This window comes from Bradyrhizobium sp. USDA 3397 (assembly GCF_054060965.1).
Genome location: NZ_JBSSDS010000001.1, coordinates 3,511,092 through 3,535,981, shown reverse-complemented (window position 1 = coordinate 3,535,981; position 24,890 = coordinate 3,511,092). Strand labels below are relative to the sequence as shown.

Annotated in this window: 19 protein-coding genes and 3 pseudogenes; 15 read left to right on the top strand and 7 right to left on the bottom strand. The window is 57.8% G+C overall.

What is annotated here, in order from left to right:
• The first annotated feature begins 54 nt into the window (after positions 1-54).
• The 3 genes from ACVWYQ_RS16405 (at position 55) to ACVWYQ_RS16395 (ending at position 2,167) form a co-directional block, all read left to right on the top strand.
• Positions 55-780 (top strand): FkbM family methyltransferase, encoded by a 726-nt coding sequence (locus tag ACVWYQ_RS16405; RefSeq protein WP_456725969.1) that lies wholly within the window; start codon positions 55-57, stop codon positions 778-780.
• 84 nt (positions 781-864) lie between these two features.
• Positions 865-1,647: an IS701 family transposase gene (locus tag ACVWYQ_RS16400; RefSeq protein WP_456725968.1), complete on the top strand. Its 783-nt coding sequence runs from the start codon at positions 865-867 to the stop codon at positions 1,645-1,647.
• A 97-nt stretch (positions 1,648-1,744) separates the two neighbouring features.
• Positions 1,745-2,167, top strand: coding sequence for a transposase (locus ACVWYQ_RS16395; protein ID WP_456725967.1), 423 nt, complete (start codon positions 1,745-1,747; stop codon positions 2,165-2,167).
• 211 nt (positions 2,168-2,378) lie between these two features.
• On the opposite strand, the pseudogene ACVWYQ_RS16390 reads toward ACVWYQ_RS16395, so the two are convergent.
• Both ACVWYQ_RS16390 and ACVWYQ_RS16385 read right to left on the bottom strand, forming a co-directional pair.
• A pseudogene (locus ACVWYQ_RS16390) lies at positions 2,379-2,595 on the bottom strand (hypothetical protein).
• Between the two features lie 84 nt (positions 2,596-2,679).
• A pseudogene (locus ACVWYQ_RS16385) lies at positions 2,680-3,700 on the bottom strand (IS5 family transposase).
• Positions 3,701-4,758: 1,058 nt separating this feature from the next.
• Between ACVWYQ_RS16385 and ACVWYQ_RS16380 the strand changes: the two are divergent.
• From ACVWYQ_RS16380 to ACVWYQ_RS16350, 7 genes are all read left to right on the top strand, one after another.
• Positions 4,759-5,211: a (2Fe-2S)-binding protein gene (locus ACVWYQ_RS16380; protein WP_456725966.1), complete on the top strand. Its 453-nt coding sequence runs from the start codon at positions 4,759-4,761 to the stop codon at positions 5,209-5,211.
• Between the two features lie 2 nt (positions 5,212-5,213).
• Positions 5,214-7,535: a molybdopterin cofactor-binding domain-containing protein gene (locus ACVWYQ_RS16375; RefSeq protein ID WP_456725965.1), complete on the top strand. Its 2,322-nt coding sequence runs from the start codon at positions 5,214-5,216 to the stop codon at positions 7,533-7,535.
• An 88-nt stretch (positions 7,536-7,623) separates the two neighbouring features.
• The gene (locus ACVWYQ_RS16370) at positions 7,624-9,411 is read left to right on the top strand and encodes a PQQ-dependent dehydrogenase, methanol/ethanol family (protein ID WP_338122878.1); all 1,788 of its coding nucleotides are present in this window, start codon (positions 7,624-7,626) and stop codon (positions 9,409-9,411) included.
• Between the two features lie 63 nt (positions 9,412-9,474).
• Entirely contained in the window at positions 9,475-10,089 is a 615-nt protein-coding gene (locus tag ACVWYQ_RS16365; RefSeq protein ID WP_456725964.1) for a c-type cytochrome, read from the top strand.
• The gene (locus ACVWYQ_RS16360) at positions 10,086-10,739 is read left to right on the top strand and encodes a hypothetical protein (protein ID WP_456725963.1); all 654 of its coding nucleotides are present in this window, start codon (positions 10,086-10,088) and stop codon (positions 10,737-10,739) included. Before ACVWYQ_RS16365 ends, ACVWYQ_RS16360 begins: the two co-directional genes overlap by 4 nt.
• Before the next feature lie 666 nt (positions 10,740-11,405).
• Positions 11,406-12,488: a group II intron reverse transcriptase/maturase gene (gene ltrA, locus ACVWYQ_RS16355; RefSeq protein WP_456725962.1), complete on the top strand. Its 1,083-nt coding sequence runs from the start codon at positions 11,406-11,408 to the stop codon at positions 12,486-12,488.
• Positions 12,473-12,781: a group II intron maturase-specific domain-containing protein gene (locus ACVWYQ_RS16350; RefSeq protein WP_456725961.1), complete on the top strand. Its 309-nt coding sequence runs from the start codon at positions 12,473-12,475 to the stop codon at positions 12,779-12,781. Before ltrA ends, ACVWYQ_RS16350 begins: the two co-directional genes overlap by 16 nt.
• A gap of 168 nt (positions 12,782-12,949) precedes the next feature.
• Here the strand turns inward: ACVWYQ_RS16350 and ACVWYQ_RS16345 are convergent, their stop codons facing one another.
• The 4 genes and pseudogenes from ACVWYQ_RS16345 to ACVWYQ_RS16330 form a co-directional block, all read right to left on the bottom strand.
• Positions 12,950-13,969 (bottom strand): LacI family DNA-binding transcriptional regulator, encoded by a 1,020-nt coding sequence (locus tag ACVWYQ_RS16345; RefSeq protein ID WP_456725960.1) that lies wholly within the window; start codon positions 13,967-13,969, stop codon positions 12,950-12,952.
• 144 nt (positions 13,970-14,113) lie between these two features.
• Positions 14,114-14,640, bottom strand: a pseudogene (locus ACVWYQ_RS16340) (aldehyde dehydrogenase family protein); the annotation flags it as partial.
• Between the two features lie 92 nt (positions 14,641-14,732).
• A complete protein-coding gene (locus ACVWYQ_RS16335; protein WP_456725959.1) occupies positions 14,733-15,662 on the bottom strand; it encodes a dihydrodipicolinate synthase family protein in 930 nt (309 codons plus the stop codon).
• Positions 15,663-16,010: 348 nt separating this feature from the next.
• Positions 16,011-17,060, bottom strand: coding sequence for a LacI family DNA-binding transcriptional regulator (locus tag ACVWYQ_RS16330; protein WP_157287413.1), 1,050 nt, complete (start codon positions 17,058-17,060; stop codon positions 16,011-16,013).
• 305 nt (positions 17,061-17,365) lie between these two features.
• Here ACVWYQ_RS16330 and ACVWYQ_RS16325 point away from each other — a divergent pair, with 305 nt between their 5' ends.
• From ACVWYQ_RS16325 to ACVWYQ_RS16305, 5 genes are all read left to right on the top strand, one after another.
• A complete protein-coding gene (locus tag ACVWYQ_RS16325) occupies positions 17,366-18,958 on the top strand; it encodes an acyl CoA:acetate/3-ketoacid CoA transferase (RefSeq protein ID WP_456725958.1) in 1,593 nt (530 codons plus the stop codon).
• 13 nt (positions 18,959-18,971) lie between these two features.
• Positions 18,972-19,754: an enoyl-CoA hydratase/isomerase family protein gene (locus ACVWYQ_RS16320; protein ID WP_456725957.1), complete on the top strand. Its 783-nt coding sequence runs from the start codon at positions 18,972-18,974 to the stop codon at positions 19,752-19,754.
• Between the two features lie 286 nt (positions 19,755-20,040).
• Positions 20,041-21,387 carry an MFS transporter gene (locus tag ACVWYQ_RS16315; RefSeq protein WP_456725956.1) on the top strand — a complete coding sequence of 449 codons (1,347 nt, stop codon included), beginning with the start codon at positions 20,041-20,043 and terminating at the stop codon, positions 21,385-21,387.
• Positions 21,388-21,433: 46 nt separating this feature from the next.
• Positions 21,434-22,585 (top strand): hypothetical protein, encoded by a 1,152-nt coding sequence (locus ACVWYQ_RS16310; protein WP_456725955.1) that lies wholly within the window; start codon positions 21,434-21,436, stop codon positions 22,583-22,585.
• A gap of 333 nt (positions 22,586-22,918) precedes the next feature.
• The gene (locus ACVWYQ_RS16305) at positions 22,919-23,395 is read left to right on the top strand and encodes an Lrp/AsnC family transcriptional regulator (protein ID WP_456727162.1); all 477 of its coding nucleotides are present in this window, start codon (positions 22,919-22,921) and stop codon (positions 23,393-23,395) included.
• 186 nt (positions 23,396-23,581) lie between these two features.
• Here the strand turns inward: ACVWYQ_RS16305 and ACVWYQ_RS16300 are convergent, their stop codons facing one another.
• Positions 23,582-24,691 (bottom strand): pyridoxal phosphate-dependent aminotransferase, encoded by a 1,110-nt coding sequence (locus ACVWYQ_RS16300; RefSeq protein WP_456725954.1) that lies wholly within the window; start codon positions 24,689-24,691, stop codon positions 23,582-23,584.
• Between the last annotated feature and the right edge of the window lie 199 nt (positions 24,692-24,890).

The window sequence follows — 24,890 nt, the reverse complement described above, 5'->3', positions numbered from 1 at the left end:
CCTGGGCGGCCGTGCCCTAAGATCACACATAATGTTGAGGGGGTGAGCCATCCCATGTTGTCCGAGTGTGAAAATCAGTGCATAAACCGCGAGATCGACAGGCTGAAGCTTCCGAACTCTCGGATCAAGCACTTCGCCCCACTTAGCTACGCACAAGGCGGAGAAGACGTGATTGTTGAAGGGATCATGGCTGCAAGGCTCTGCAAAAGCCAAAGGACCTGGGACAGTGTGTTCTATGTCGAGATCGGCGCTAATCACCCCATTTCTACCTCGAGCACGTATCTCATGTACCAAAGAGGCGCGCGAGGTGTTTTGGTCGAACCCAATCCTGAACTTGGTGCACTGATCAGGACTGCGCGACCGAAAGACATTCTCGTGCCATCAGTTGTCTTGCCTGCGCCGAAGCCGTCTGCCACGCTTATCATCGGAAACGCGCATGAGCTTTCCTCAGTGGATGAAGCGCATATTGAGAGCTTCGGGGATTTCGACGGCTTGGGAGGCGTACGAGAACATATCGAGGTAAGCGCTGTTGGTATAAATGAGCTATTGAATGCCTATGCCAACAAGATCGATTTCTTGTCGATCGATTGTGAAGGACTTGACCACGATCTCATCAAGGCCATTGAGTACGAGCGCATCAGGCCGAGCATTATTCAGTGCGAGCCTAGTGAGCATTTTCTGAAGGGTAACAGAGCTCGAATTATCAATCTGATGGAATGCAGATCATATCGTCTTGCTGCAATCACTGATAACAACGTTATCTTCGAGCGAGTGACCTAGTCTTACTGAGTCAGAGTGTCGCGGCCTTTGTCGACAGGAATCATATATTTGAGAAGACTCACTTTTCAGCGTGGGGAGGCTGAGATGGGTCTGACAAAATCGCGGGACGTAGCGTCGCGGTTTTCGGCATATGTTGATGGCCTTGCGAGCGTGATCGGGCACGTGGGCCGAGCCAAACCGCTTCGCGATTACTGCACCGGTCTGATGATGCCTTGCGATCGCAAGAGCGTCGAGCCGATGGCGGCGATCACGGCTCCTGAGCGGACAGCGGCGCAACATCAGTCGTTGTTGCATTTTGTCGGTCAAGGTGACTGGTCGGATCGGCAGGTGTTGGCCAAGGTCCGTGAGTTAGTGCTGCCGGGCATCGAACGCTGCGGGCCGATCGAAGCGTGGATCATTGATGATACGGGCTTTCCCAAGAAGGGGCGGCATTCGGTCGGCGTTGCGCGGCAATATTGCGGCCAGTTGGGCAAGCAAGACAATTGTCAGGTGGCCGTATCTCTTTCGCTTGCGAACCATCATGCGAGCTTGCCGGTGGCCTATCGGCTCTATCTCCCAAAGGAGTGGGTGACGGACCGTACACGTCGGCGCAAGGCCGGAGTTCCCCAGGAGATCACCTTCAAGACCAAGCCGGCAATTGCACTTGATCATTTGCGCTGGGCCTGTGCGGAGGGCTTGCCGCGCGGCGTGATCCTGATGGACGCCGGTTACGGCACCGACACCGCTCTGCGTGAGAGTATTACCGAATTGGGCCTGAGCTATGTGGCCGGCATCTTGCCACCTCGGTATGGGCGCCCGGAACTGGACCGCGGCCACCCGAAGAAATGGTCGGGGAAACGGACGAGCTCCAAAACTGCTACGGCGTGATAGCAAACACCGACCGATTTCGGTCAAGAAGCTTGCGATCGGTCTGCCAGCGCATGCTTGGCACAAGATCACGTGGCGTGAGGGTACGGCAGAACCGTTGTGTTCGCGTTTTGCCCGTGTGCGCGTCCGTCCGGCGCATCGAGATTACTGGCTCGCCGAAAGCCGGCCCGAGGAATGGCTTCTGATCGAATGGCCAGAGGGCGAAGCAGCACCAACCAAATATTGGCTTTCAACGCTTGCGGCCAACATTGGATTTCGTCAGCTCGTCGATATTGCCAAGCTGCGCTGGCGCAGCGAGCGCGACTACCACGAACTCAAACAGAAGGTTGGCCTTGGTCACTTCGAGGGGCGAAGCTGGCGTGGCTTCCACCACCACGCAACATTGTGCATTGCCGCCTACGGGTTCCTGGTCTCCGAGCGAGAGACGATTCCCCCCTCAGAAACAGCCTCCACCAAGCTCTTCAAGGAAATTGCCATTCCCGAAAGCTATCGGCCGAGGGGATCCGCCATTGCGGCCTGAACGGCACGTTCCGAATTCGATTGCGACCGTCCGACGAAGATTGAGCGCGGCTCTCGTCGTCACACTATCTCGATGCCCTTGTTGCATCAGGGCAATCTCAAGTCAAAGTGGCTATCGAAATTTGTGACGCAGTAAGACTAGCAGGCTGTTGAAGAACTCAGCCGCATTCGCAAACGAAGGCTGAATCGTGGCCACTCCTGTGGATGTAGAGCTAGCCGGTGAGCCGACCGGCAGTGACGATCATAGCCCATCCGCGAATGCAGGCGGGGGCATTCTCGTCGTGCTTTTCCCATGGGAACCCCCACAGGCCGAACCGTCTTTCGCACCGTCGCGGATTGCGAGAAGGCCCTTCAGGGTCCCAAAGGCGCTTTCGCCATCGGACTTGCCTCTGACCCTGAGTCGAGGAAGTCGGTGTCCCTGTTGTCCATCACGAGGATGCGCCAGCGGCCGACAAAGGCCCTGGCGAACCCGAGCCTTGGCCATCAGCTGGTCTCCGCGATCAGTTTGGGCAATCACACCAGATTGTAGGCGGTAAAGGCCCATCCGACGCGCTCACGACCACGGCACCTGGTCCTCTCGTGCCCGGCGATCGTTTTGATCCAGCCAAAATGCCTCCTAAATGTGCTTGCGGATGGGATGGCTGACGGCATAACCGACCGTGCCGGGTCGTTCGCCGGTCAATCGTAGCGCTGCGGCGGCTCGCGTTCTGCGCAACATGTGGCGTCACATTCATCGAGCGCATCTCGTTGACAAATCTTCTGCGTCATAGCTTTGTCGACGCCAAGTGTGATCGCTGTCGGCCGGCCGGCATAGGGCTCGACCATGTGCAGCGCGGCCAATCGTTTGGCAGGACCATCGGCCTGCGTCAGGCAGGCGTCGACCAGCAGGCTGTGGCGGTTCTCCATCAGCCCGTGACCGATGAAGCACAGCTTCGTCTTCGCATGGCATCAGGATCGGTAGTCGAAGCATGGGTGTCGCTGGAGCGTTTCTGCCGTGGAAGTCCGCCTCCATTGTGCCCGCCGCCTTGCGCCGGCGGCTCCCCCCGAGCCGTCCTTGGGCTTGACGACCTTCATCGAGGCCCAGGTCTCGATCAGCGTGCCATCGACCGAGAAGTGATCGCTCGACAGAAGTTTCTTCACCTTGGCAGTGCCCGCACCGCCGCCAAGAACTTCGCCGCGATGTCGCCCTCCAGCAGCCGGTCGCGGTTCTTCGAGAACACCGAATGGTCGGACGCGGTATCGTCGATGCCAATTCCGCAAACCAGCGAAACAACGGGTCATATCTCAACCGCTCCATCAGAAGCCGCGCGGACCGGATCGAATGAAACGCCGGCAACAGCGATACCCGCAGCTTCTCAGGTGGAATCGACGGCCGCCCAATCGGCGAATAGAGCGCGGCAAACTGGCGCTCCAGCACCGCCAGCGTTTCGTTCACGATGGTCCGGATCGCTGGCAGCGGATGATCACGCCGCGCCCGCGCCTCCAGATCAACGTAGCTAAACAGCTCCCCTGTTCGATTGTCGCCGGCGCGCACGCACCATCTTCGAATCGCCTCTGAGGCCAATGAATCATGGTCGCCGGTCGGCGGCGAGCGCCTTTTTCGAGCTAGAGCAGCCGCCTAGCTCAACCGGCTGTCACCAACACTCTGAAACTTCCATCGCAGCGTAGATCATTTACGAATCTGCGGCTGGGAAAATTCGCAGCACAGTTGCGCGAAAATTTGCGGGAGTGGCGCATGCGCAGTATGACGCTTCGATCTCGGTCTTGATCGCCCTCGCCAATGCGTCGATGCGATCGGCGCGGTCAAAGGCATCGATCAGCGGTGTGCCATCGAGCGCGAGATAGGCTAGCGCCACAGGAGCGGCTACGCATGCGCAACGAACGCAGTCGTCCGCTCATGCTGTCAAGAAAGCTTCGCGACGCCGACAATCTGCAAAGATCTTCGGCCAGCGTTAAGGTCAGCAAAGAAATTGTCTATCGCCTAATCCGATGAGGCGGTCTGACAAGCGACTCCGAAGACGGGCGGTTCTTGTTGCAACCCTGCTGAGCGCAAGATCCGGCCCGATAGCAATCGTCTCCACGACCGAGGTTTACAGGTTCCGATGAAGGAGGTTGCCGGGCTTCGCGCCTTGGTCCCCACCACGCGGGATCAATGATGCCGATCCGCACGCTTGCCTTTACCGTCGTCCTCACCCGCTTAAAGACCACCGCGCCAAGCGCCTCCCCCGGGGTCTGATGTCTTTGTCCGCCGGCCCCTTCAATTGCTTTGATGGATTTTGATCAGCGCGGAACGCGATTGTAAGCCGCTGCTTCTGTATCACCAAAGCTGGCGCTTTCGATCTTCGGAAGAGGCGAGACGACTCAAACAAGGAATGGGGAGGGCAGCGACAGACGCGGAATGCCGTGCGGGGCAGATCGATGTTCCAGCGAGGAGCCTTGCTCCCTATTCACCCAATTGACTGCTGCGAATAGCTGCGAGACGGCAGGTCTTGGAGCCGGGGAGGCGCTGTGCGCTCGCCGTGACCTGTCGCCCACAATGTCGCTTGCTGGGCTTGCAAAGCACCAACAGCAAGATCTGGAGGAGGTCTAGCGATGAGTGTTGAGCTTACGATAAACACGAGATCATACACTGTCGGCGCGCCCTCGGATACGCCGCTGCTATGGGTGCTTCGCGATCTGATCGGGCTCACCGGCACCAAATATGGTTGCGGAATTGCTCAGTGCGGCGCCTGCACGGTGCACGTGGGTGGCGTCGCAGTCCGGTCATGCATCACGGCCGTCGGTGACGTTACGAAACCGGTTACCACAATCGAAGGATTGGATGCCGAGGGCAATCACCCCGTTCAGAGGGCATGGCGAGAGGAGCGCGTCCCGCAATGCGGCTATTGCCAGGCAGGACAGATCATGCAGGCGGCCGCACTCCTCGCTGAGATCAAGAATCCTTCCGATCAGCAAATCAGCGATGCAATGGCGGGAAATATCTGTCGATGTGGTTGCTACCAGCGCATCCTGTCTGCGGTGCGCGCAGCCTCGAGAGGGGTCTAGCGATGACCATGAATGCGCTGCGAACCTCATCCGCTCCTTGCGTCAAAATCGAGAACGTTAGCCGCCGTCAATTTCTTCGCTCGACGGCTGGATTGGCTGCCTTCGCTCTCGCCGTCGAGATCTCGAGCCTTGAGCCGAGTCTCGCCTACGAAACCGGCGCCGCCCAGATGCCGCACGGGGTTGTCACCGACCCGCATGTCTTCGTCTCGATTGATTCGTCGGGAATTGTTTCGATTACGGCCCATCGTTCCGAGATGGGTACGGGAATTCGAACGTCACTTCCGATGGTAGTGGCAGATGAATTAGAGGCTGACTGGTCGAGGGTTCGTATAGTCCAGGCGCTTGCCGACGAGCCGCGCTACGGCAATCAAGACACCGACGGGTCTCGTAGCATGCGTCACTTCTTCCAGCCGATGAGACAGGTCGGCGCGGCGATGCGTCAGATGCTCGAGCATGCAGCGGCAGAAAGATGGGGAGTTTCCTTGTCGGAGGTTCAAGCCACAAATCACGAGGTGATACATCGACAGACCGGCCGCAAGCTTGGTTACGGCGAACTCGCAAGCGCCGCGATGGACTTGGCGACCCCGCCAGTGGACTCCCTGAAGTTCAAATCCGACGACGCTTTCCGATATATCGGGTACGGCAACGTTCAAATCTATGACTTGTTCGACATCACCATCGGCAGGGCACAGTATGGATATGATGTTCGGTTGCCCGGCATGAAATACGCCGTGATTGCTCGCCCTCCCGTTGTTGGTGGGAGGATAAAATCCTACGATGCAACCGATGCGCTCAAGATTCCAGGTGTCGAAAAGGTGCTTGAGCTTAAGGTCAGTTGGGAGCCGCCCGCCGCATTCTCACCTCTTGGTGGGATCGCTGTGGTGGCCACCAACACGTGGGCGGCCATAAAGGGTCGAGAGGCCCTGAAGCTCGATTGGGAAGCCGGCGAAAATAGCGGCTATGATTCCGCCGCCTATAGACTGCAGATGGCGGAAGTTGCGAACAGACCGGGGCGCGTCGAGCGCAATCAAGGAGATTTCGACCGGGCGTTCGCCGCAGCGTCAAAAATTCTATCGGCCGAATATTACGTGCCACACTTGGCTCAAGCATCGATGGAACCACTGGTTGCGACAGCGATCATTCGCAATGGTGAGTGCGAAGTCTGGGCACCGTTGCAATCCCCGTTTGGCGCGCGCGAAGCACTCGCCAAGGTGCTCGATTTTCCGATTGAAAGGGTCAAGGTGAATGTCACTCTTCTTGGTGGGGGCTTTGGCAGGAAGTGCCAATCAGACTTCGCGCAGGAAGCCGTACTGCTCTCGAAGGCACTCGATGGCGCGCCGGTTAAGGTGGCCTGGACGCGAGAGGACGACCTCCATCATAGCTTCTATCATACTGTCACCTATTCGCGTTTGGACGCAGGCGTTGACTCATCGGGAAACGTGATTGCGTGGCGGCACCGTTCTGTCGCGCCAACCTTGTTTGCGAATTTCAAGCCTGATCCAAAGCGCGAGCAGGCTGTTGAACTCGGGTTAGGGCTTGCAGATGTCGCGTTGGACATCCCGAATGTGCGTGTCGAGACCGGTGAAGCGGCAGCGCTGACCCGGATCGGTTGGTTTCGGTCAGTCAACAACATACCTCATGCGTTTGCCGTGCAATCTTTCATTGCAGAGATCGCGCGAGCCCTGAGGAAAGATCCCAAAGACTTCCTCCTCGAGATCATCGGACCCCCACGAAGGCTTGAGCTAGAGAAACTCGGGGTGACGGATCCGCTTTGGAATTATGGCGATCCGTATTCGACCTACCCCATCGATGCGGGACGTCTCGCGAACGTGGTGAACTTGGCGGCTTCGCGTGCGAACTGGGGAAGCCCGCTCCCTAAGGGCAGCGGGCTTGGAATTGCGGTGCACCGCAGCTTCCTCTCGTACGTGGCGACCGTTGTCGAAGTTAGCGTGGATGGCCGAGGAAAGCTTATCATCCCACGCGTGGAGACCGCGATCGACTGCGGTTTTGCCGTCAACCCCGAGCGGATCCGGTCCCAGATCGAGGGTGCAGCAGTCATGGGGCTCAGCAATTTCATCGGCGAGATCTCCTTCGCCAAGGGGCGTGCCGAGCAGAGTAATTTCGATAGCTATCCGGTCGCACGCATCGACAATGCACCGATAAATGTACGTGTTCATATCGTTCCGAATGGTTCTGACGTTCCCCCGGGCGGGGTCGGGGAGCCGGGAGTGCCGCCGTTTCTGCCGGCGCTCTGCAACGCGATCTTCGCCGCGACGGGCAAACGCATTCGTTCGCTTCCGGCAGGCGATCAGATCCGCGTCTAGCGACTATACGTCACTATCTATCGTGCAGAGCGGCGATTGAGCTCGAGCACAGTCATCAAAAATAGTTGGCCACTAGAGGAGCGAAGGGATGTCCAAGGTTAGCAGGGCGCGCGCTGGAGTATGGGAGATCGTCAGCACGATCGTGGGGATTGGCCTGATGGGAGGAGGCCTCGGCAGTGCGGCGGCGGCTGCCGACGAGACGACCGAAAAGCGCCTTCTCAATGCGGCCCAGGAAACGAGCAACTGGCTGCATCACCACCGCGACTATACGGCACAGCGTTACTCACCGCTGAGCCAAATCAATCGCAATACCGTCAAGGGGCTGCGCGTTGCCTGGACAATGGCACTGGGTGGCATCGAAGGTGGCGGCATTTGGAGCCATGGCGGTCTCGAAGGAACTCCGATTGTCGAAAACGGATTCATGTATGTCACCGACGGATGGGGATCCGTCTACAAGATCGATCTGCACGGCGGAAACGGAAATCTAGTCTGGAAAATGGACCCGAAGACCGACCATGACTGGGCCGGGGCGATTGCTTGTTGCGGCGTCAACAATCGAGGCGCTGCGCTATGGGACAATTTTGTGATCTCCCATACCCTTGATGGGCGTTTGGTTGTAACGAATAAGGACGATGGCAAGGTCGCCTGGGAACGTAAAGTGGCCGATCCCGACAAGGGCGAGGTGATCACTGGCGCCCCTTTAGTCGTCAAGGACATGGCCATCACCGGTGTAGCGGGTGCCGAGTACGGTATTCGAGGTTGGATTGCTGCCACCGACCTGAAGTCTCAAAAGGAGGTGTGGCGAACCTATACGATTCCAGCAAAGGGTGAACCGGGGAACGAAACCTGGAAGGATGGTCATGAGGCGTGGAAGACGGGTGGGGGATCGACTTGGGTAACCGGGTCGTATGATGCGCAAGCTCACTTGATCTACTGGGGCGTCGGAAATCCCGGGCCGGATTTCGACTCCGAATACCGTCAAGGCGATAACCTTTATACCGATAGTACCCTTGCGTTGGATCCAGACACTGGCAAGGTCAGATGGCACTTTCAGCACACACCAAATGATCCATTTGATTATGATAGTGTTGCGGAGAGAGTTCTCGTCGACCTCCCGTTCAAGGGAAAGACGCGCCAGGTGGTCCTTGAAGCGGACCGCAATGGCTTCGCTTATGCACTCGACCGCACCGACGGCTCATTCCTTTGGGCCACCCCGTTCGTGAAGAAGGTCACCTGGACCAAGGGCATCAACCCTGAAACGGGAAAGCCGATTGAGTATGATCCCGGCAAAGGCGTGCAGACCTACGATCCTCAGGCGACGCTGAACCGGAAAAACACGCACGTCACCATTTGTCCCGGACACAACGGCGGCAAGAACTGGCCGCCGACCGCATACCATCCGGACTTGAAGACCTGGTATATCCCGGTCATCGAGAGCTGTGACGAGTTAGATAACAAGGAGACCAAGCCTGGTGATTGGAAAGCTCGTGAATTTTTCACAGGAGGTGGTCCAGTGGTGAAGATGCCCATAACAGGAAGCGTGACCGCTATCGACGCGACAACAGGTAATGTCACGGGCAAATATGAGACCAAGTATCCAATGCTGGGCGGGCTTCTTGCAACACCAGAGCTGATATTCGCCGGCCATCCCTCCGGAGAGCTCTACGCTCTCGATGCCAAGACTCTCAACAAGTTGTGGGAGTTCAACACGGGCGGCGGCGTCAACGCGCCCCCCATGACGTTCTCGGTCGACGGCAAACAATACATCGCGATTCTCGTAGGGCTGGGCGGCGCCTGGGACAAGTGGAACCTCGATTCTACAAAGGGCTTGGAGAAGGTCCCGCCAGGCTCCACGCTGTACGTTTTCGCATTGTGATCCGCCCCGTGGCGAAGTGGGGCGCCCCAGCGCGCCCTACTTCGTCGATAGTTCGAGGAACGAATGGAATTGACAGTTGTGCGCGTGAATCAAAGGGCCCATGGCGCGCTGCGCCTTGGCGTAATTGGCTTGATGGCAGGTGGCTGGGCGTTTCTCGCGCTACCAGAATTGGCGCTGGGCGAAGGCGGCACACCCGTACCGGGGCCCGTTATCAACGGAGCGCACCGTGCGCTCGATGAAGGGCAGCGCATCTACGAAAAGGCAAACTGCGTCGGCTGCCACAAATGGCACGGCGACGGAGGCGGCGGTTATGGTGGCGCAGCGCTCTCGTTGCGAGCAACACAGCTCACCCGCGATGAAATCGTCGAGGTCGTCCATTGTGGGCGGCCAGGAACGGGAATGCCGCGTTTTGATCGTGAGGCCTACAAGGACTACCGGTGCTATTCGGGCATCTCGGCTGACGATATCGGCAAGGATCTGCCTCCGGATGCAGCTACGTTTCTCCGGCCGATGGAGATCGAAAAGGTCGTTGACTATGTTCTGAAGCATATCAAGGGCAAGGGGCCGACAAGCTATCAAGACTGCATTGACTTCTACGGAGACAGCTCGAGGGCCTGCGAAGTCTACAAGAACATATCGATCAACTCGCAGGCGATCGAAGCGGAAAAGAAGCGATGACCCGAACATCATCGATCTGGCTGCTGCCACTGTTGCTTCTGTCATTCGCTAGCGGCGACGTTAAAGCGGACGAGGCGGCCGATTTGCGCGACCTCAGTCTTGGGATGTCGGTCGCCAGCATTCCCCCTGAAGAGTATATTAACCTTAGGTGCGCCGACAAAGAAGGGGCCAAGCTGGCTGGCTGGAACGACTTCCAAGCGTGTCCCGCTGATCAAAAGGGTCTGCACAATCTCTCGTTTCGCTTCAATGACGACCTCAATCCACTGGCGGCGCTGAGCGATAAGTATCAGGGTACGAAGCTCGGTGGTCATCCCGTGCTGCTGACGGGATTGGTGGACAGTGGGGGTGCCTTGCAAGGTATTCGGATCGACACGGATCCGAACGCACGTCCCTTCTGGCGTAAGAAAGCATACTTGTTGGCACTCATAGTGAAAGCTCGATATGGGGAGGCCGGGTGGAGTTGCCGAGAGGCGGAGCCTCTCGAAGGAGAAGCTCCGGTGGGCGGGTTGCTTATCAAGGAGCACTGCGAGAAGCGGGCAGGCCGTCGTCGCCTGGCTTTAGATCGGGAAGTCTATCGCCGTGCCGGGCAGCCTCTGTCAGACTTTGTCAATGTCACCCGATTCATCATCGAACAGACGATAGACCCATGACGCAAGGATTCGAAGGAACGAGGTTAAATGTATCGGGCGATCTGCGGCACCTCCGTCAGACCAAGACTTTGCGGTGGAGTGATGAGCGGAGGTCGTGAGCCAGCATCGGAGCTATTACCGGTCGCTTATGAGGCGCCGACCCGGGAGCGTATCGCGTCCGATCGCAACGATCCGCTGGCAGACCGGCCTTGTCTGCTTCCTCCCTGCACCTAGCCGCTGTTGGCCAGACCAGCAGCGGCCTCTTTTTGTGTGCCGAGTATGAACGACAGCTTGGAGGTGGAAGTCCTCTACCCAGCCTGATGGTGGCGAAGGGTTAGTGAAGCGCAAGGGCGTCGTCGCAAGATGGGGTCTGAAGAAAGCGTGGAGCAAATCCGCGGCCCGATGGACAAGAACCGGATAACGAGGCCTACCCGACCGGACGAGCGAGCGAATGATCGCGAAGTCCAGGGCCATCAAGGGTCGGGGTGGTAAATCCGGCGGGTGTGCGGAGAAGGCGGTCGATCTTACCTCGGGAGGTCTGCGCTGTGTCCCGGTAACGGGACTGAGGCCGCCGTAAGGCGGCCTGATCACAGAGCAGAAGTCAGCAGAGGGCATAGTAGGCGGCAGCGCGCCGCCGAAGGCCTGAACGGTGGAAGTGGTCATTAGAGCGGTAATCTCGCGCACGCCATGCGGCAGAAGAATCAGATCAAACTGAACTCGGGCACCGGAGCGGAGGGTGAAGCCCAAGGCGCCGCCGTCCGAGAGACCGAAGCAAGCGCGGCGAAGGCCAGCCTCGAACGCCCGGCGGTCGCAGGATCGTCGATGGAAGCAGTTGTCGAGCGTGAGAATCTGAAGAAAGCGTTGGCGCAAGTGAAGCGCAACAAGGGAGCGCCCGGGATCGATGGGATGACTGTCGAGAACCTGGGTCTCTACCTGAAGAGGCACTGGCTCACAATCCGAGCCCAGTTGCTTGAGGGCACCTACAAGCCGAAGCCGGTGCGGCGGGTCGAGATACCGAAGGCGTCAGGCGGCCTGCGGCCGCTCGGCATCCCGACGGTGCTCGATCGCCTCATCCAACAGGCGATGATGCAGGTGCTGCAGGCGGACTGGGACGGAACGTTCTCCGAGACGAGCTTCGGCTTCCGGCCGGGGCGCTCGGCGCATCAGGCGGTGGAACGGGCGCAGGCGTATATCGCGTCCGGGCACGCCGTCGCCGTGGACATCGACCTGGAAAAGTTCTTCGACCGGGTCAACCACGACATCCTGATGGGGCTGGTCGCCAAGCGGGTTACTGACAAGCGCCTTCTCAAACTCATCCGTGGATTCTTGAACGCGGGTGTGATGGAAGGAGGACTGGTCAGTTCGACGGAGGAGGGCATGCCACAGGGCGGTCCGCTCTCGCCGCTGTTGTCGAACCTGATGCTGGATGTGCTGGACAAGGAGCTTCAGAAGCGCGGCCACAACTTTGTACGCTACGCCGATGACTGCAACATCTATGTGTGCAGTCAGAAGGCTGGCGAACGGGTGCTGGTCGGCATCGAGAAGTTCCTCGAAACGCGCCTCAAGCTCAAGATCAACAAAGCCAAGAGCGCGGTCGCCAGACCGAGTGTCCGCAAGTTCCTGGGCTTTAGCTTCACCGGTGGGCGAGCACCACGACGGCGCATTGCGCCGCAGGCGCTCGCTCGCTTCAAGGCGAAAGTTCGGGAGCTGACACGGCGCACGCGTGGTCGAAGCCTTGCGCAGATTATCAAAGAGTGTCCGTCTATCTGATTGGATGGCGCGGCTACTTTGGCTTCTGCCAAACCCCGTCGATATTGCGCGACCTTGATCAATGGCTCAGGCGGCGGTTGCGCGCCATCGCCTGGAAACAATGGAAGCGCGGAAGCACTCGTTTTGCGGAGCTGCGACGCCGCGGCGTCGGTCGGGATCGGGCGGCGAGAACCGCCGGAAGCCCACATGGCCCTTGGCGGCTCGCGAACAGTCCCGCGCTCACCATCGCCATGCCAATCGCGTTCTTCAGCTCACTCGGCTTGGCTTCCGTCGCGGCACCTGAAGCCGCATAATCCACTGAACCGCCGGATACGGACCCGTATGTCCGGTGGTGTGGGAGGGGCGGAGCTGTGAGGCTCCCCCCTATCCCGATTGTCCTCCGGGCCGGGGTGTACGACGAGCGAGCCTTCGAGCCGCACGACGGCCTTTCCTCTTGCGCGCGGAGCACGTCGTCGAAACGATCAGATGCTGATCGACAGATTCTGTGCGGTGATGGTGAGAAACTCAACAGGAGCATTGCTCACATCGACGTCGATTAGCCCGAGACGGCGAAGCACCGTATCTAGCGAGCGGCGCGCCTGGGTCTCTGGCGCACCATCGATGCAGATATCCATCAAACCGGACCGGAGACATTTTGCGGTGCCCTGACTGAGAGCGTGGCCGATCCAAAATACCTTGGCAGGATGCGCATTCAAAGCCGCCGCGATTCCCTCTCTCCCGGCGCCAACAGTATATAGTCCGATAACGCGATTGTCCTCCCGCAACGCTTGCGTGAGCCTTTCTGCCGAGAGAAAATTGTCGTCGTGTCCGAAAATGACAAGGCGGAAATGGTGACGGCCATCCGTGTGCTGGGTCAGATAGTCGGAGAAACCGCCTATTCGCTCCCTATGTGCCCGGTAGGCTCCGCTGTGGCACATGGCGAGGAAGGTACCGCTACGCCCTTGTAGCATGTGAGACATATAGTAGGCGGCAGTCCGTCCCGCCGCATAATTGTCAATACCGATATAGGGCACATCCTCGCCGGCGCTTCCCGTCAGTAACTGCACAACTTCCACGCCCGACATGCGGACTTGGCGGATGCTCTCTGTAATCTTCGGATGGTCTGGAGCCAGAACGATGAGACCGGCTCGGCGAATTGGGGGCTTTGCAATATGTTGGGCAATGGCGGCGATATCGTCCTCGCGAACAAACGTTCGGTGTACCAAGATTGTTGGGTCCAGCGAGGCAGAAATTCGCTGGAAAGTAGCGTTCAGCTCCGCATAAAACATCTCGGCCTGCGGCTGAACCACAAGCACCTCGATCCGAATGATGCCGCTGTGAGGCCTCAATCGCCGATCGCCATATTTTAGTTTCTTTGCGGCCTTGATGACTCTTTCAGCTAGCTCGGTCCTGACGCCGCCGCGGTCGTTGAGAACCCGCTCGACGGTTGCAGTCCCGACATTCGCTTCTCGCGCAATGTCTCTGATCGTCGGACTATTCAAATGCCTGCCTCCGGCCTGACTTTGGTCAACTCGGAATGGGAACGTGCCGCTTAACTTGCTTACTCCTTCAGGTGTCCTTGTGAGTCTATGGACCGTTGCCCTCGAAAGTGTAGGCGGTCTTCACCGTTGTATAGAATTCCTGCGCATAGCGGCCTTGCTCGCCGGATCCATAACTTGAGGCTTTGCGGCCGCCGAATGGCACGGGATAGTCCACGCCGGCCGTCGGTATATTGACCACGGGGTGATGAGCCCGATGACTCCGACCGGCTCGCGGGTGATCTCCACATCACAGATGGCCGTACCGATGACAGCTTCTCGCCCGCCACGCGGAGGCACTCGCCGGCGAAGAATTGGAAAATTTGTGCGGCGCGCGTGACCTCGCCGATGCCTTCCGGCAACGTCTTTCCCTCCTCACGGGAGAGCAACCGGCCGAGCTCGTTCTTGCGAGCTTGGATCTCATCGCCAACCGCCTTTAGGATGTCGTGCCGAGCCTGAATGGTGGAGTGCGACCAAGCGGGAAAAGCATCAGAAGCGGCGGCAATTGCGCGCTCGGTCTCGGTGGCTGAGGCGAGGGCATACTCGCCTACAACGTCGTTGGTGTTCGACGGGTTGATGTTCGGACAGGCCTCGGCCGCAGCAAGCCACTCGCCGGCAATATAGTTCTTTGTCATCGATAAGCTTTAAACTCGGATTCAATAGTGTATGTGCATAAGCGTCCGCCTTGCAGATCATGTCACAGAGTAAGTGACTTCAGCAGAGCGACTCAGCGTCCCCAGCAGAGGGCTAACGGGTTGACCCCGCGTGCAAGCTCGATCAGCCCGGCTTTCGTTTTGGGATGAATTTGAGCCAAGGGATGCCGCACAGCGTCACATCTGATGACGTTCCCTTCCTTCATCACGCTCTTGGCCGCCCGAAGGCCACATTGACGGTTCTCGTAGTTAATCAACGGCAGCACTTTTGCATAAGCTGCAGCCGCGTCCGCGCTCCGACCCGCCCTATGATTATCGATAACTGGCCGCAACAAATCGGGACAGAGCGCGCTCGACATCGTCCCGGTAGCGCCAGCTTCGAGATCTGCCATCATGGTAATGGCTTCTTCTCCGTCAAATGGACCAGCTACGGCGGCGTCTCCAGCGTCAATTAAGTCTCGCAGCTTCGCTGCAGCAAAAGGAACTTCGATCTTGAAATAATTAACGAGCGGCACCTCTCGGGCTAGCCGCACGAGAAAAGGTACAGAAAGCGTTACCCCGCTGAGCGGCGCATCCTGAACCATGATCGGGATTCTAGCCGCATCAGCAACGCGAGCGAAATGCTCGATCATGTGGGCTTCGTCAGCCCCGAGTCCTGAGCCGTGGTAAGGTGGCATCAGCATGAGAATGCTTGCGCCTCTTTCGGCTGCATAGCGCGCGCGCTCCACCGCGATACGAGTGCTGAAATGGCTACAGGTCACCATGACCGGCTTGCGGCCGGCCACATGTGATAGACAGAGGTCAACTAGCAATCTGCGTTCCTCGTCTGACAACAGGAACTGCTCGGAATAGTTGGCCAGGATACAGATTCCGTCGACCTTCTGATCGATCATGCATTCCAAAACACGCCGTTGTCCCTCAACATCAAGATCGGCAGAGTCCGTGAATGGCGTTGGTGCGACGGGAAACAGCCCCTGATAGAGCTCCTTTTTTCTGGATTCCATGAGTCAAGATCTCTCTTTGCGGATGAGGAGCATTGGGACGAGCAGCTGGTGTAGGGCACATCGATCCGGGATCGTGAATGTTCCTATGGCTTTTGAGCAGTATGTGAAAAATGGCGTCAAGCATTGGCCCCGAGCAATCCGCCACGCATTACTGTGGGCGATAGGGGGCTATGATATTTGGGCGAATACCGGTGTCAGCCCTGCTGTCCGGCCGCAATTGGCCGCGGGTGGTGCGAACACCGATAAGGAGCTTGCGAAGCGCCACGAACGACTGTCCTTCGAGCTGTGGGCTTAATGGCACGTAGTCTCCGTTTCTGCCGACCAGACAACATGCGCATGCGTCTTTTGTCATTGCCGACCTCGCGCGGGCGCAGTTGATTCTCGGACGATCAAGCGCGTTTCGAGCTCCACTCTGGAATGTATGTCGAGCGAATTTTGGTCTGCCAAAAAGTAGTTAGCTGCCTGTTCGCCCATCACTCGAGCCGGAACGTCTACTGTCGTAAGACCGGGCGTGAGGTATTCGGCGATATCGAGATTATCAAAACCAATCATCGATATGTCTTGAGGTACGCGCAGTCCTGCATCCCTGCAGCCGCGCAAAGCTCCGACGGCAAGCACGTCGCTGCCGCAAAATATCGCCGATACATCTCTATTTTGATTGAGAATGATCTTAGCTGCGGCTCGGCCGCGGCTGAATTCGTACGGCGATTCCACTACGATAATGCTGGAGCGGTCTATCCCACGACGTTCAGCCATTGCGAGGAAGCCCTCAAGACGACCAGATGCACGATCGTTCTCGCGCGTTACACCAGCTATGACTGCAAGATTTTTGTGACCGAGGTCTGCAAGGTAGTTTGCTGCCAGAGCCCCGCCACTGCGATTGTCAAAACCCATGCTGGGAATCGAAGCATCTTCCGAGAGGGCATAGGTGACGGCAAATCTTACCTTATGTTCGCGCAGCAGCTTGAGGGTTTCCTTTCGATGACAAGTGCCCACGAGAACAATGCCATCCACGCCTTTTTCAATGAGATTGCGCACAACGCGAATTTCTCGGTCGAGATCGTAACCCGTTGCAGAGTAGACGAGCGACGCACCCGCGGGCGCTAGCCGGCTCTCCAGGCCTTCCAGCATTCGAGTGAAAATCGCACTGTCTAGTGTCGGAACTATCAAGCCGATCAGCCGGGAGCGCGAGGATCGCAGCGCGCGTGCTGATCCGTTGGGAACGTAGCCGAGCTCATCAACGATCCGCAGAATGCGCTCTCTTAAACCGATCGCGACGGTTTCGGGTCGATTCAACACTCGGGAAACTGTGGCGATAGAACAGCCGGCCCGCTTAGCTATCTCCACCACGGTCGGTGATTGCCTTTGCTCCACACGAGCGATTTTTTCCACAGCCATTGAGCCTATTTCTTCCTCGCCGCGAGCCCTTGAACGCTGCGCGTGACATCCATTGTATGAAATCGTTACCATAATACGGCGACCGAGTGAACTGAAATAATGAGCGAGAATGCCGGTTAGTTGGGGCCAAACAGGCCAAGTTCGTCATTGCATCAATATTCCTCTTGCGCAACGAAAGTCGTTGATGTAAACCTTTTCATAAATCGAGCTCGTCCGGGCGGGTGCGTTCGGCATCCGGCCTTGTGTGCGAGGCAAAGCTTGGGCGGTCAGACGTAATGAGTCTGCGTTCGGGCATTGGAGAAGGTATGCAAGCGAAGAACAGGCGGACGGGCGAGGTGCCAATTGTTACGGCTAGGCAAGCCGTATCACTGATCTCCGATGGCGATTGCGTCTATTTCGGCGGTTCAGCCGGGGTCGCTATCCCGGAGCTAATCATCGATGCGCTCCGTGACATTCATTCCGAGCAGGGTTCGCCTAAGAACTTGATGCTGGTTGGTACAGTGGCCATCGGTGATTGGGCCACGACCGGGTTCAACAAATTGGCGGCCCCCGGGCTGGTTCGCCGGGTTGTGGCGAGCGGTTTGAACAATTGCCCAGCGCTTGGACGCCGGGCGCTAGCCAACGAAATTGAAGCATACACTCTTCCCCAGGGAGTCCTGGCGCAGCTTGCTCGTGAAAACGCGGCTGGGCGCCCCGGTGTAATCACGAAAGTTGGGCTCCGGACATTCGCCGATCCTCGCATCGGCGGTTGCAGGCAGAGCGAGTGCAGCAAAGAGGACATGGTTGCTGTCGTCGATATCGAGGGAGAAGAGCACCTGCTCTATAAGACTTTCCCGATCCAAGTCGCGATCCTGAGGGGCAGCATTGCGGACGAGAAGGGAAATATCTCACTCGAGGACGAGGCATATGTCGGGGAAAGCATGTCGATCGCAGCTGCAACGCGGCGGTCGGGTGGAATAGTCATTGTGCAGGTCAAGCGGGTCGCCGCCTCCAATACGCTAAATCAACGAGAAGTAAGAATCCCTGGTGTCCTGGTCGACTACCTTGTCGTCGATCCCAAGCAGCGACAGACTTATGCGACGGAGTATAGTCCGGCCTATGCGGGAAAAATGCGCGTGCCGGACGGCAAAATCGCCGCTCTGCCGTTCGACGTGAGAAAGGTAATCGCTCGCCGGGCGGCGCTTGAATTGACCCCCGGAGCGACCGTCAACATCGGCTATGGTATCTCGAACGGGATTGCGGTCATCGCCGCCGAAGAAGGCATTTACCGCTCAGTCACACTGACGGCAGAGCAGGGGGTGATCGGCGGCATCCCTGCCCCCGGACAGGATGCCGGAGCTGGCACGAACTACGACATGATAGCGCCGCAACCGGATCAGTTCGATTTTTATGACGGCGGCGGGCTCGACATCGCATTCCTGTCTTCTGCGGAGGTTGATCGGCACGGCAACGTTAATGTGAGCCGCTTCGGCGACAAGATCATAGGTCCTGGCGGGTTCATAAACATCAGTCAGGGCGCTCGAAAAGTCGTGTTCTCCGGTACCCTCACAGCGTCGGGATTGAAGGCGTTCCCGCAGAGCGGTTCTCTCGTTATTGCGGATGAGGGAAAGGTCAGAAAATGGGTGAAGGACGTCTACCAGATCACGTTCAGTGGCGCGTTTGCGAAAGAGCGACAGCAAGAGGTCGTATTCATTACCGAGCGAGCCGTGTTCAAGCTTACGCCCAGCGGCCTGATGCTAACCGAAGTTGCGCCTGGCATATCGGTCGAAAAGCATGTGCTGCCTAACATTGAATTCGAGATAGCCGTGTCGCCGCAACTAAAGCTGATGGATGCAAGGATTTTCAAGGATGAGCCAATGAATTTGGCCGCCGGATTCCACGCTCGCGCACCGGCGTAAAGGAGAGGCCGACGTGAAGTTCGTTACAAGAGATTACGTGGACAAGGTCGAGATTCTCGCAATGAACAGGCCAGAGCGGCGCAACGCTCTGGGTGAAGATATCCTCAAAGATCTGCATGAAACGGTAGATAGGGCGGCCAACGATAAAGACGTCAATGTGATAATGCTCGCCGGAAACGGTCCCGGTTTCTCAGCCGGTGCAGACCTAAAGGATTTTTCGGCCAGCGACATCAACGACACCTTCGACCTCAATCGCCGACTGGGCGCGTTTGTACGCTCTCTCGCTCTTGTCAGAAAGCCTGTCGTCTGTGCTGTTGATGGGTTTGCCTTGGGCGGCGGCTTCATGCTCGCAGCCTCGTGCGACGTTGTCGTAACAGCTCCAGTAACGCGCTGGCATTTGCCGGAGGTTTCACTAGGCTGGTTGCCGGGCTTCGGGCTGGATACTTTAGCTGCACGCGTTGGACCGTTTGCAGCTCGCTCCTTGAGCTGGAGCCCGACCGCGATCGACGGCGTGGAGGCTCACAGGTTGGGGCTGGCTGACATCCTGTCGCTTCCAACGGAAACTGCTCGCGAGGTGGCGCTTCATTACGCCAAAAACCTCGCGGCAATGCCGGCTCACGCGGTGCTGACCACGAAACAATTCTTTTCAACATCGGTGACCGCGAGAGCAGAAGTGATGGACGACTTGGCCAATCGCTACTTCGCTCAGGACATCCTCCATGAGACCGCACGAACGAGTCTGCAACGCTTTCTCCCGAAGAAGACCGCCGGCGCCGAAGTTGTTCGCAAGGAATAATCTGAACCACGTTCCCGAGTTTCTCATCACCGTCGAAGCGCCTGTTGCGAAACTTTGCTGTCGGGAGGCTTGGCTATCGAGCGGCTCGCAATCCGACTTGTGTTCACCACCGATGATCAAAAGGAGAGCATGGCTGCCTTCGTCGAATGGGCCGCCGCCATTCACTAGACGCTGACGCACGGGCAGTACTCAGATCGCCCATGACTCAGCAGCTGGCCGCGCGGCAGCACTTCACGGCGCTGCTTGTGCCGAAATGTAAACGTTTTCAACAAAACGGAGGGAAGGAATGACCAGTATCGTTGAGCCCATCGCTTCAGCCGCGCAGCAAGCCGTGGCGCCGGGTGCGTCACGTGAAAAACAGGTTGCTACTCGGAGCATGACCATTGCCCTGGGGGGTGGCGTAGCCCTGGAGTGGTACGACTGGACCGTCTACGGAATGATGGCGTCTTTTCTGTCGCCACTCTTCTTTCCTTCCAGTGATCCCACGACCTCGCTGCTCGCCGCACTTGCCGTATACGGCGCCGGCTTCTTCGCGCGACCTGTGGGAGCTGCGGTACTCGGTCCTATTGCCGACCGCGTCAGCCATAAGCGGGTGATGATGATCTCCATCACCGCAATGGCCTTGTGCTCGCTGCTCATTTCCGTCCTGCCTGGCTATAGCGAGCTTGGTGTGGCAGCGGCGGTGATATTGCTGCTCGTCCGGCTCATCCAAGGGCTCGCCACCGGCGCTGAAGCTGGCGTTGCGAACTCGATTGCGATCGAACTTGCCCCGCCGGGCAAAGAGGGACAGTATCTTGGGCTGATCAGTGGCACATTTATCCAGCTCGGCGTCTTCGCATCCAGCTTGGTCGCCTTTCTCGTGAGTGCCTCTGTAGCTCCCGAAACAATGCACGGATGGGCTTGGCGGCTGCCCTTTGCCTTCGGCGGAGCACTCGGCTTGCTGATCATCTATTTGCGTAGCAAACTGCCGGAGACCTTGATCAAGCACGCCATGCATCGCGATGAACTGTCGCGAACTCAGGAGACCACAGGCGACGTGTGGAAGACGCTCTGGAGCGTACGGCTTTCGCTGCTCGCTATCATCCTGGTCGTCGGAGCGGTGCAGATCGCGAACTATGCCTGGAATGCAGGTTTGCCAAACCTTGCCAACGGGGTGTTCAAGGAGAACAGCACCTGGGTGTACGGGATCACGACTCTCATGGGCCTGATCTGGATCGTCACAGCGCCCTTGGTGGGCGCCTTTGCAGACAAGATCAGACCCTCACGCGCATTCACGCTGCTGCGGCTGCTGCTCGTCGCGTGCTTCTTCCTCACGTTGGCCTATTCCGAGAAGAGTATTTCCACGTTCTTCTTCGTGATGGTGTTTGGCGGCGCAATCGTCGGCTTCAACATGGCGCTCTACAACTTCATCGCAACGACGCTGATGCCACGGGCGGTGCGTACGACCGGTATCGCTGTCGGGTATGCGCTCGGGGTGTCGCTGTTTGGCGGAACATCACCCTATTTGCTGGTGTGGTTGCAGCATGCGCAGATGGCCTGGATGTTTCCCGTCTACGGATCGGTGGTCGCGGTGCTGAGCGTTGCTATTTATCACGTCGCGAAAAAGCGAGGCCACGTCTACATCGGCGAGTGATGTGTTAGCTGCTCCGCGGAGCGCGAGAGCTTTCTTGGGAGAAACTATGTCGAGAAGCGATTTCTTATCCGCATGCGAGCGGATGTTGGTGCGCATAGCGCAAACGCGGGATGCTTCCACATCGGGCCTGCCGCATTGGGCCCGAAGCGGAGATGGAAAATGGACGTTCACGTCCGATGGTGATTGGACCGGCGGAGCGTTCGTCGGCCAACTTTGGCTCGCCCATTTGGCCGATCCGCTACGCTTCCCGATATCTGACGCGCATGCTGCGCTGGCCAGGATGCTGCCTCGCGCCGAGCGCCGGACGGCCTTCAAGGGCTTCGGCTTCTACCACGGTGCGGCGCTTGGAAGTATCCTTTTTGGTGATGAAACGGCCCGTGATGCCGCGCTCAGGGTAGCTAGGTCTCTGGAGCTGATGTTCGACCCGAAACTGGGCTTGATCCCGCTAGGCCAGGATGCTGAGGAGGCCAGCGCGGTGGGTATCGCCGAAAGCAGCATCGACTCCCTTCAGGCCACCGGGCTGCTTTACTGGGCCGCGGACCAACTGAATGACTCGCGGATGGAAGAGGTGGCCAACGCACATATGCGGAAGGTATTGGAAATCCATGTGCGCCCAGATAATTCGGTGATCCAATCCTCAACGCTAGACCCGCAAACAGGGAAGGTGCTGAGAACGCATACGCATAAGGGATATAGTGATGTTAGCACTTGGGGACGAGCGCAGGGATGGGCGATGCTCTATACCGCTCACGCTGCCATGGTTCGTCCAAAGCAGGCTTTGTGGCGCCAATATGCCGTGCGCGTACTGGACTGGTGGATCCACCACGTTCCCGCGGACCTCGTTGCGTACTGGGACTTCGATGACCCGGCGATTCCGGCTACCAGCAGGGATACTGCGGCGACCGCTATCGCAGCGGCAGCATCCTTGCGACTTGCGTCCGCACTCGGACCGGTTGATGGTGCCAAGTACCAGGACTTCGCAGAACGTACCGTGGCCGAGTTGGCGTCGCGATATCTGACGCCAATCGGCCCCGCCGACCAGCGCCCGCTTGGAATGCTCACTGGCGGATGCTTCACCCGAAATGCCTCCGCACGCGATATCGACACGGCGCCAGACGCAGAACTAATTTTCGCTAGCTACTTCCTGTTTGAGTCTCTTGGAACCCTTACCGGTCTCGTTCCTATGGGCCGGATCTAGTAGGACGGGCTGACTACGCAAAAAGCGGGTGAGGAAGCGAGGTGCGGTAAACCGACTTTTCAACTAATCAGGCTCACAAACAGCGGTCGTGGGAAAGGAGCTTCAGCGGCCGATTTAAACGATGACAGGCCACTCGACGCAAGCCGGCCGGGGCATGAACACGCGGTTCGAGCCGGCTCGCTAGATGTCGCCGGACCGTCAGTGCGCACATTGTGACCTGAGGACGTAGACCTCTAGAGGTGCTCGGGAGGAGGTTTGAATTGCCAGAGTCGCACAACGAAGCGGTCCTACGCGTGGACTAGACGGTTGCACTCCATGGTTCACAAAGCCGCAATGGAAATTGACAAAATCGATGCTCGTCTTCTCGATCTGGTTCAATGCAATAATCGTCTGAGCAGTGAAGAACTCGGCGCGAAGGTGGGCTTATCTGCATCCGGAGTTCAGCGCAGACTGAAGCGGCTACGGAAGGAAGGCGTCATAGAGTCTGACGTTTCGATCATTTCGCCGAAGGCGGTCGGCCGGAATGTGACTATGCTAGTAGCCATTTTCTTTGAGCACGATCGCGCAGACATCATCGACCGCTTTAAGCGAGCTGTCCGCAAGATGCCTGAGGTCATGAGCGGCTTCTACGTTACCGGCCAAGCCGATTTCATCCTTGTAGTAACTGCAAACAATATGGAGGAATACGAGCAGTTCACCCGGCGCTTGATAAGCGAAAATCCAGATATAAGGCGCCTTGAGACTGCCGTCGTCTTGGATCGCATCAAATCCGGTTTCACCTTACCAATGGGACGTCTGGCGTGCTGGTAACCTATCTTATAGTGCCCGTGACGGACTGATCTTGGGTCAGGTGTCTATGCGGACTGATTCGAATCAGGCCGTTTTTCCGGCATATGCTCGACGCATGCTCCTCAACGCTAAAGCCGGGTTCTAACCCGCCAGGCCCTCGCGGATCTCAAAGGCCGCTCCACAATTGACCAGGCCAAAAGAGTTGCTCTAATCAGCGACTGCTTTCAGTGCTTCCACCAAGAGCTTATTGTCTGCTTCAGTGCGACATGCGATGCGCAAGAACCGTCTGCCATTTTGGAGCGTCTTGCCGCCATTGTGCCTGATCAATATGCGTCTGTCGTTTAAGAGCCTTGAGGCGATCACGTCCCCATCCGGCCAGTGAGGCGGCAGTTCGCAGAACACAAAGTTCGCGTCAGGCTTTAGAACTCTCATTCCGCCGATGCTGCGCAGGTCTGCGTATAGTTTGTCTCTGTCGCTGCCTACCCTCATCCAACTCTGCTGTGCCGCGTGCGCGAGGTGAGGGAGCTTGCTCAGAAAAAACTCGCCAAACGTATTGACATTCCACGTGGGGAGCGCCGCTCTCATTTCCTTTATCATCTGTTCATTTGCGGATGCCGCATACCCGATCCTCAAACCGCATGTCCCGTAGATCTTTCCCAGGCTCTTGAGAACGATCACATTAGGAAATTCGAGCAAATGGTTTTCCAGGCTCGCACTTCGTCCGACCTCACTAAATTCAATGAATGACTCATCGATCAATAGGAGTTGCTGTTGAGATCGAAGCGCGGAAGCGAGATATAGCATATCGGGATAGGGAACCATCCGCGAAGTGGGATTATTTGGCGATATCACGATGGCCGCGTCGACACCATTTGTGCGCGCAAATGCTGCATAGCGTTGCACATCGAGTTCGAAATCTGGCGATGGCAGGAAAAAGCGTGATAACCGCCCCGGCAGGGCGGTCGTCTCATAGGGATTGAAGGTTGGGACCGGGACAGCAATCCTCATACCCAGTCGACCAAGGAGGATGGGAATCAGTTCAGCCACGCCGTTGCAAGCGACAAGGTTATCCGCCGGAGTCTTCACCGCATCCGCAAGAAGTTGGACCATCTGCTCATTAGGAGAGGGATAGCAGGTAATAAGCCGCGGCAAAGCCTCCCGAAGTTCGTCAAGAAACCTTTGCGGCGGAAAATAAGGATTCATCAGAAGGACGAAGTCCGTGATGTCATATTTCCAATAGCCGCCCGGGAATCGGTTGACGAGATCAGGGACGCCATCAGGTTTGAGGGGTACGTCGACTTGTGCTGGGCTGTTCATGACTGTGCTGAACTGAAACGTCTCAGGGGCAAGGCAGATTCCGAAAAGGATCGCGAGCTCTCGGCGTCAAGCATCGAGCGGTGCCCATTCGTGCGGAAATGTGCCCGACAACAAGTCTGGTACACACTGCAGTCGGCAGATTCCACTCATCTATGACTTGCATGGTACTGAAGCTGGCAACATGGAGAAGGGCAGTCGC

Coding starts and splice junctions, on each gene's coding strand:
- ACVWYQ_RS16380 (WP_456725966.1), top strand. CDS start 4,759: ATGAGTGTTGAGCTTACGATAAACACGAGATCATACACTGTCGGCGCG.
- ACVWYQ_RS16400 (WP_456725968.1), top strand. CDS start 865: ATGGGTCTGACAAAATCGCGGGACGTAGCGTCGCGGTTTTCGGCATAT.
- ACVWYQ_RS16300 (WP_456725954.1), bottom strand. CDS start 24,691: ATGAACAGCCCAGCACAAGTCGACGTACCCCTCAAACCTGATGGCGTC.
- ACVWYQ_RS16405 (WP_456725969.1), top strand. CDS start 55: ATGTTGTCCGAGTGTGAAAATCAGTGCATAAACCGCGAGATCGACAGG.
- ACVWYQ_RS16335 (WP_456725959.1), bottom strand. CDS start 15,662: ATGGAATCCAGAAAAAAGGAGCTCTATCAGGGGCTGTTTCCCGTCGCA.
- ACVWYQ_RS16375 (WP_456725965.1), top strand. CDS start 5,214: ATGACCATGAATGCGCTGCGAACCTCATCCGCTCCTTGCGTCAAAATC.
- ACVWYQ_RS16305 (WP_456727162.1), top strand. CDS start 22,919: ATGGAAATTGACAAAATCGATGCTCGTCTTCTCGATCTGGTTCAATGC.
- ACVWYQ_RS16330 (WP_157287413.1), bottom strand. CDS start 17,060: ATGGCTGTGGAAAAAATCGCTCGTGTGGAGCAAAGGCAATCACCGACC.
- ACVWYQ_RS16310 (WP_456725955.1), top strand. CDS start 21,434: ATGTCGAGAAGCGATTTCTTATCCGCATGCGAGCGGATGTTGGTGCGC.
- ACVWYQ_RS16360 (WP_456725963.1), top strand. CDS start 10,086: ATGACCCGAACATCATCGATCTGGCTGCTGCCACTGTTGCTTCTGTCA.
- ACVWYQ_RS16315 (WP_456725956.1), top strand. CDS start 20,041: ATGACCAGTATCGTTGAGCCCATCGCTTCAGCCGCGCAGCAAGCCGTG.
- ltrA (WP_456725962.1), top strand. CDS start 11,406: ATGCGGCAGAAGAATCAGATCAAACTGAACTCGGGCACCGGAGCGGAG.
- ACVWYQ_RS16365 (WP_456725964.1), top strand. CDS start 9,475: ATGGAATTGACAGTTGTGCGCGTGAATCAAAGGGCCCATGGCGCGCTG.
- ACVWYQ_RS16325 (WP_456725958.1), top strand. CDS start 17,366: ATGCAAGCGAAGAACAGGCGGACGGGCGAGGTGCCAATTGTTACGGCT.
- ACVWYQ_RS16370 (WP_338122878.1), top strand. CDS start 7,624: ATGTCCAAGGTTAGCAGGGCGCGCGCTGGAGTATGGGAGATCGTCAGC.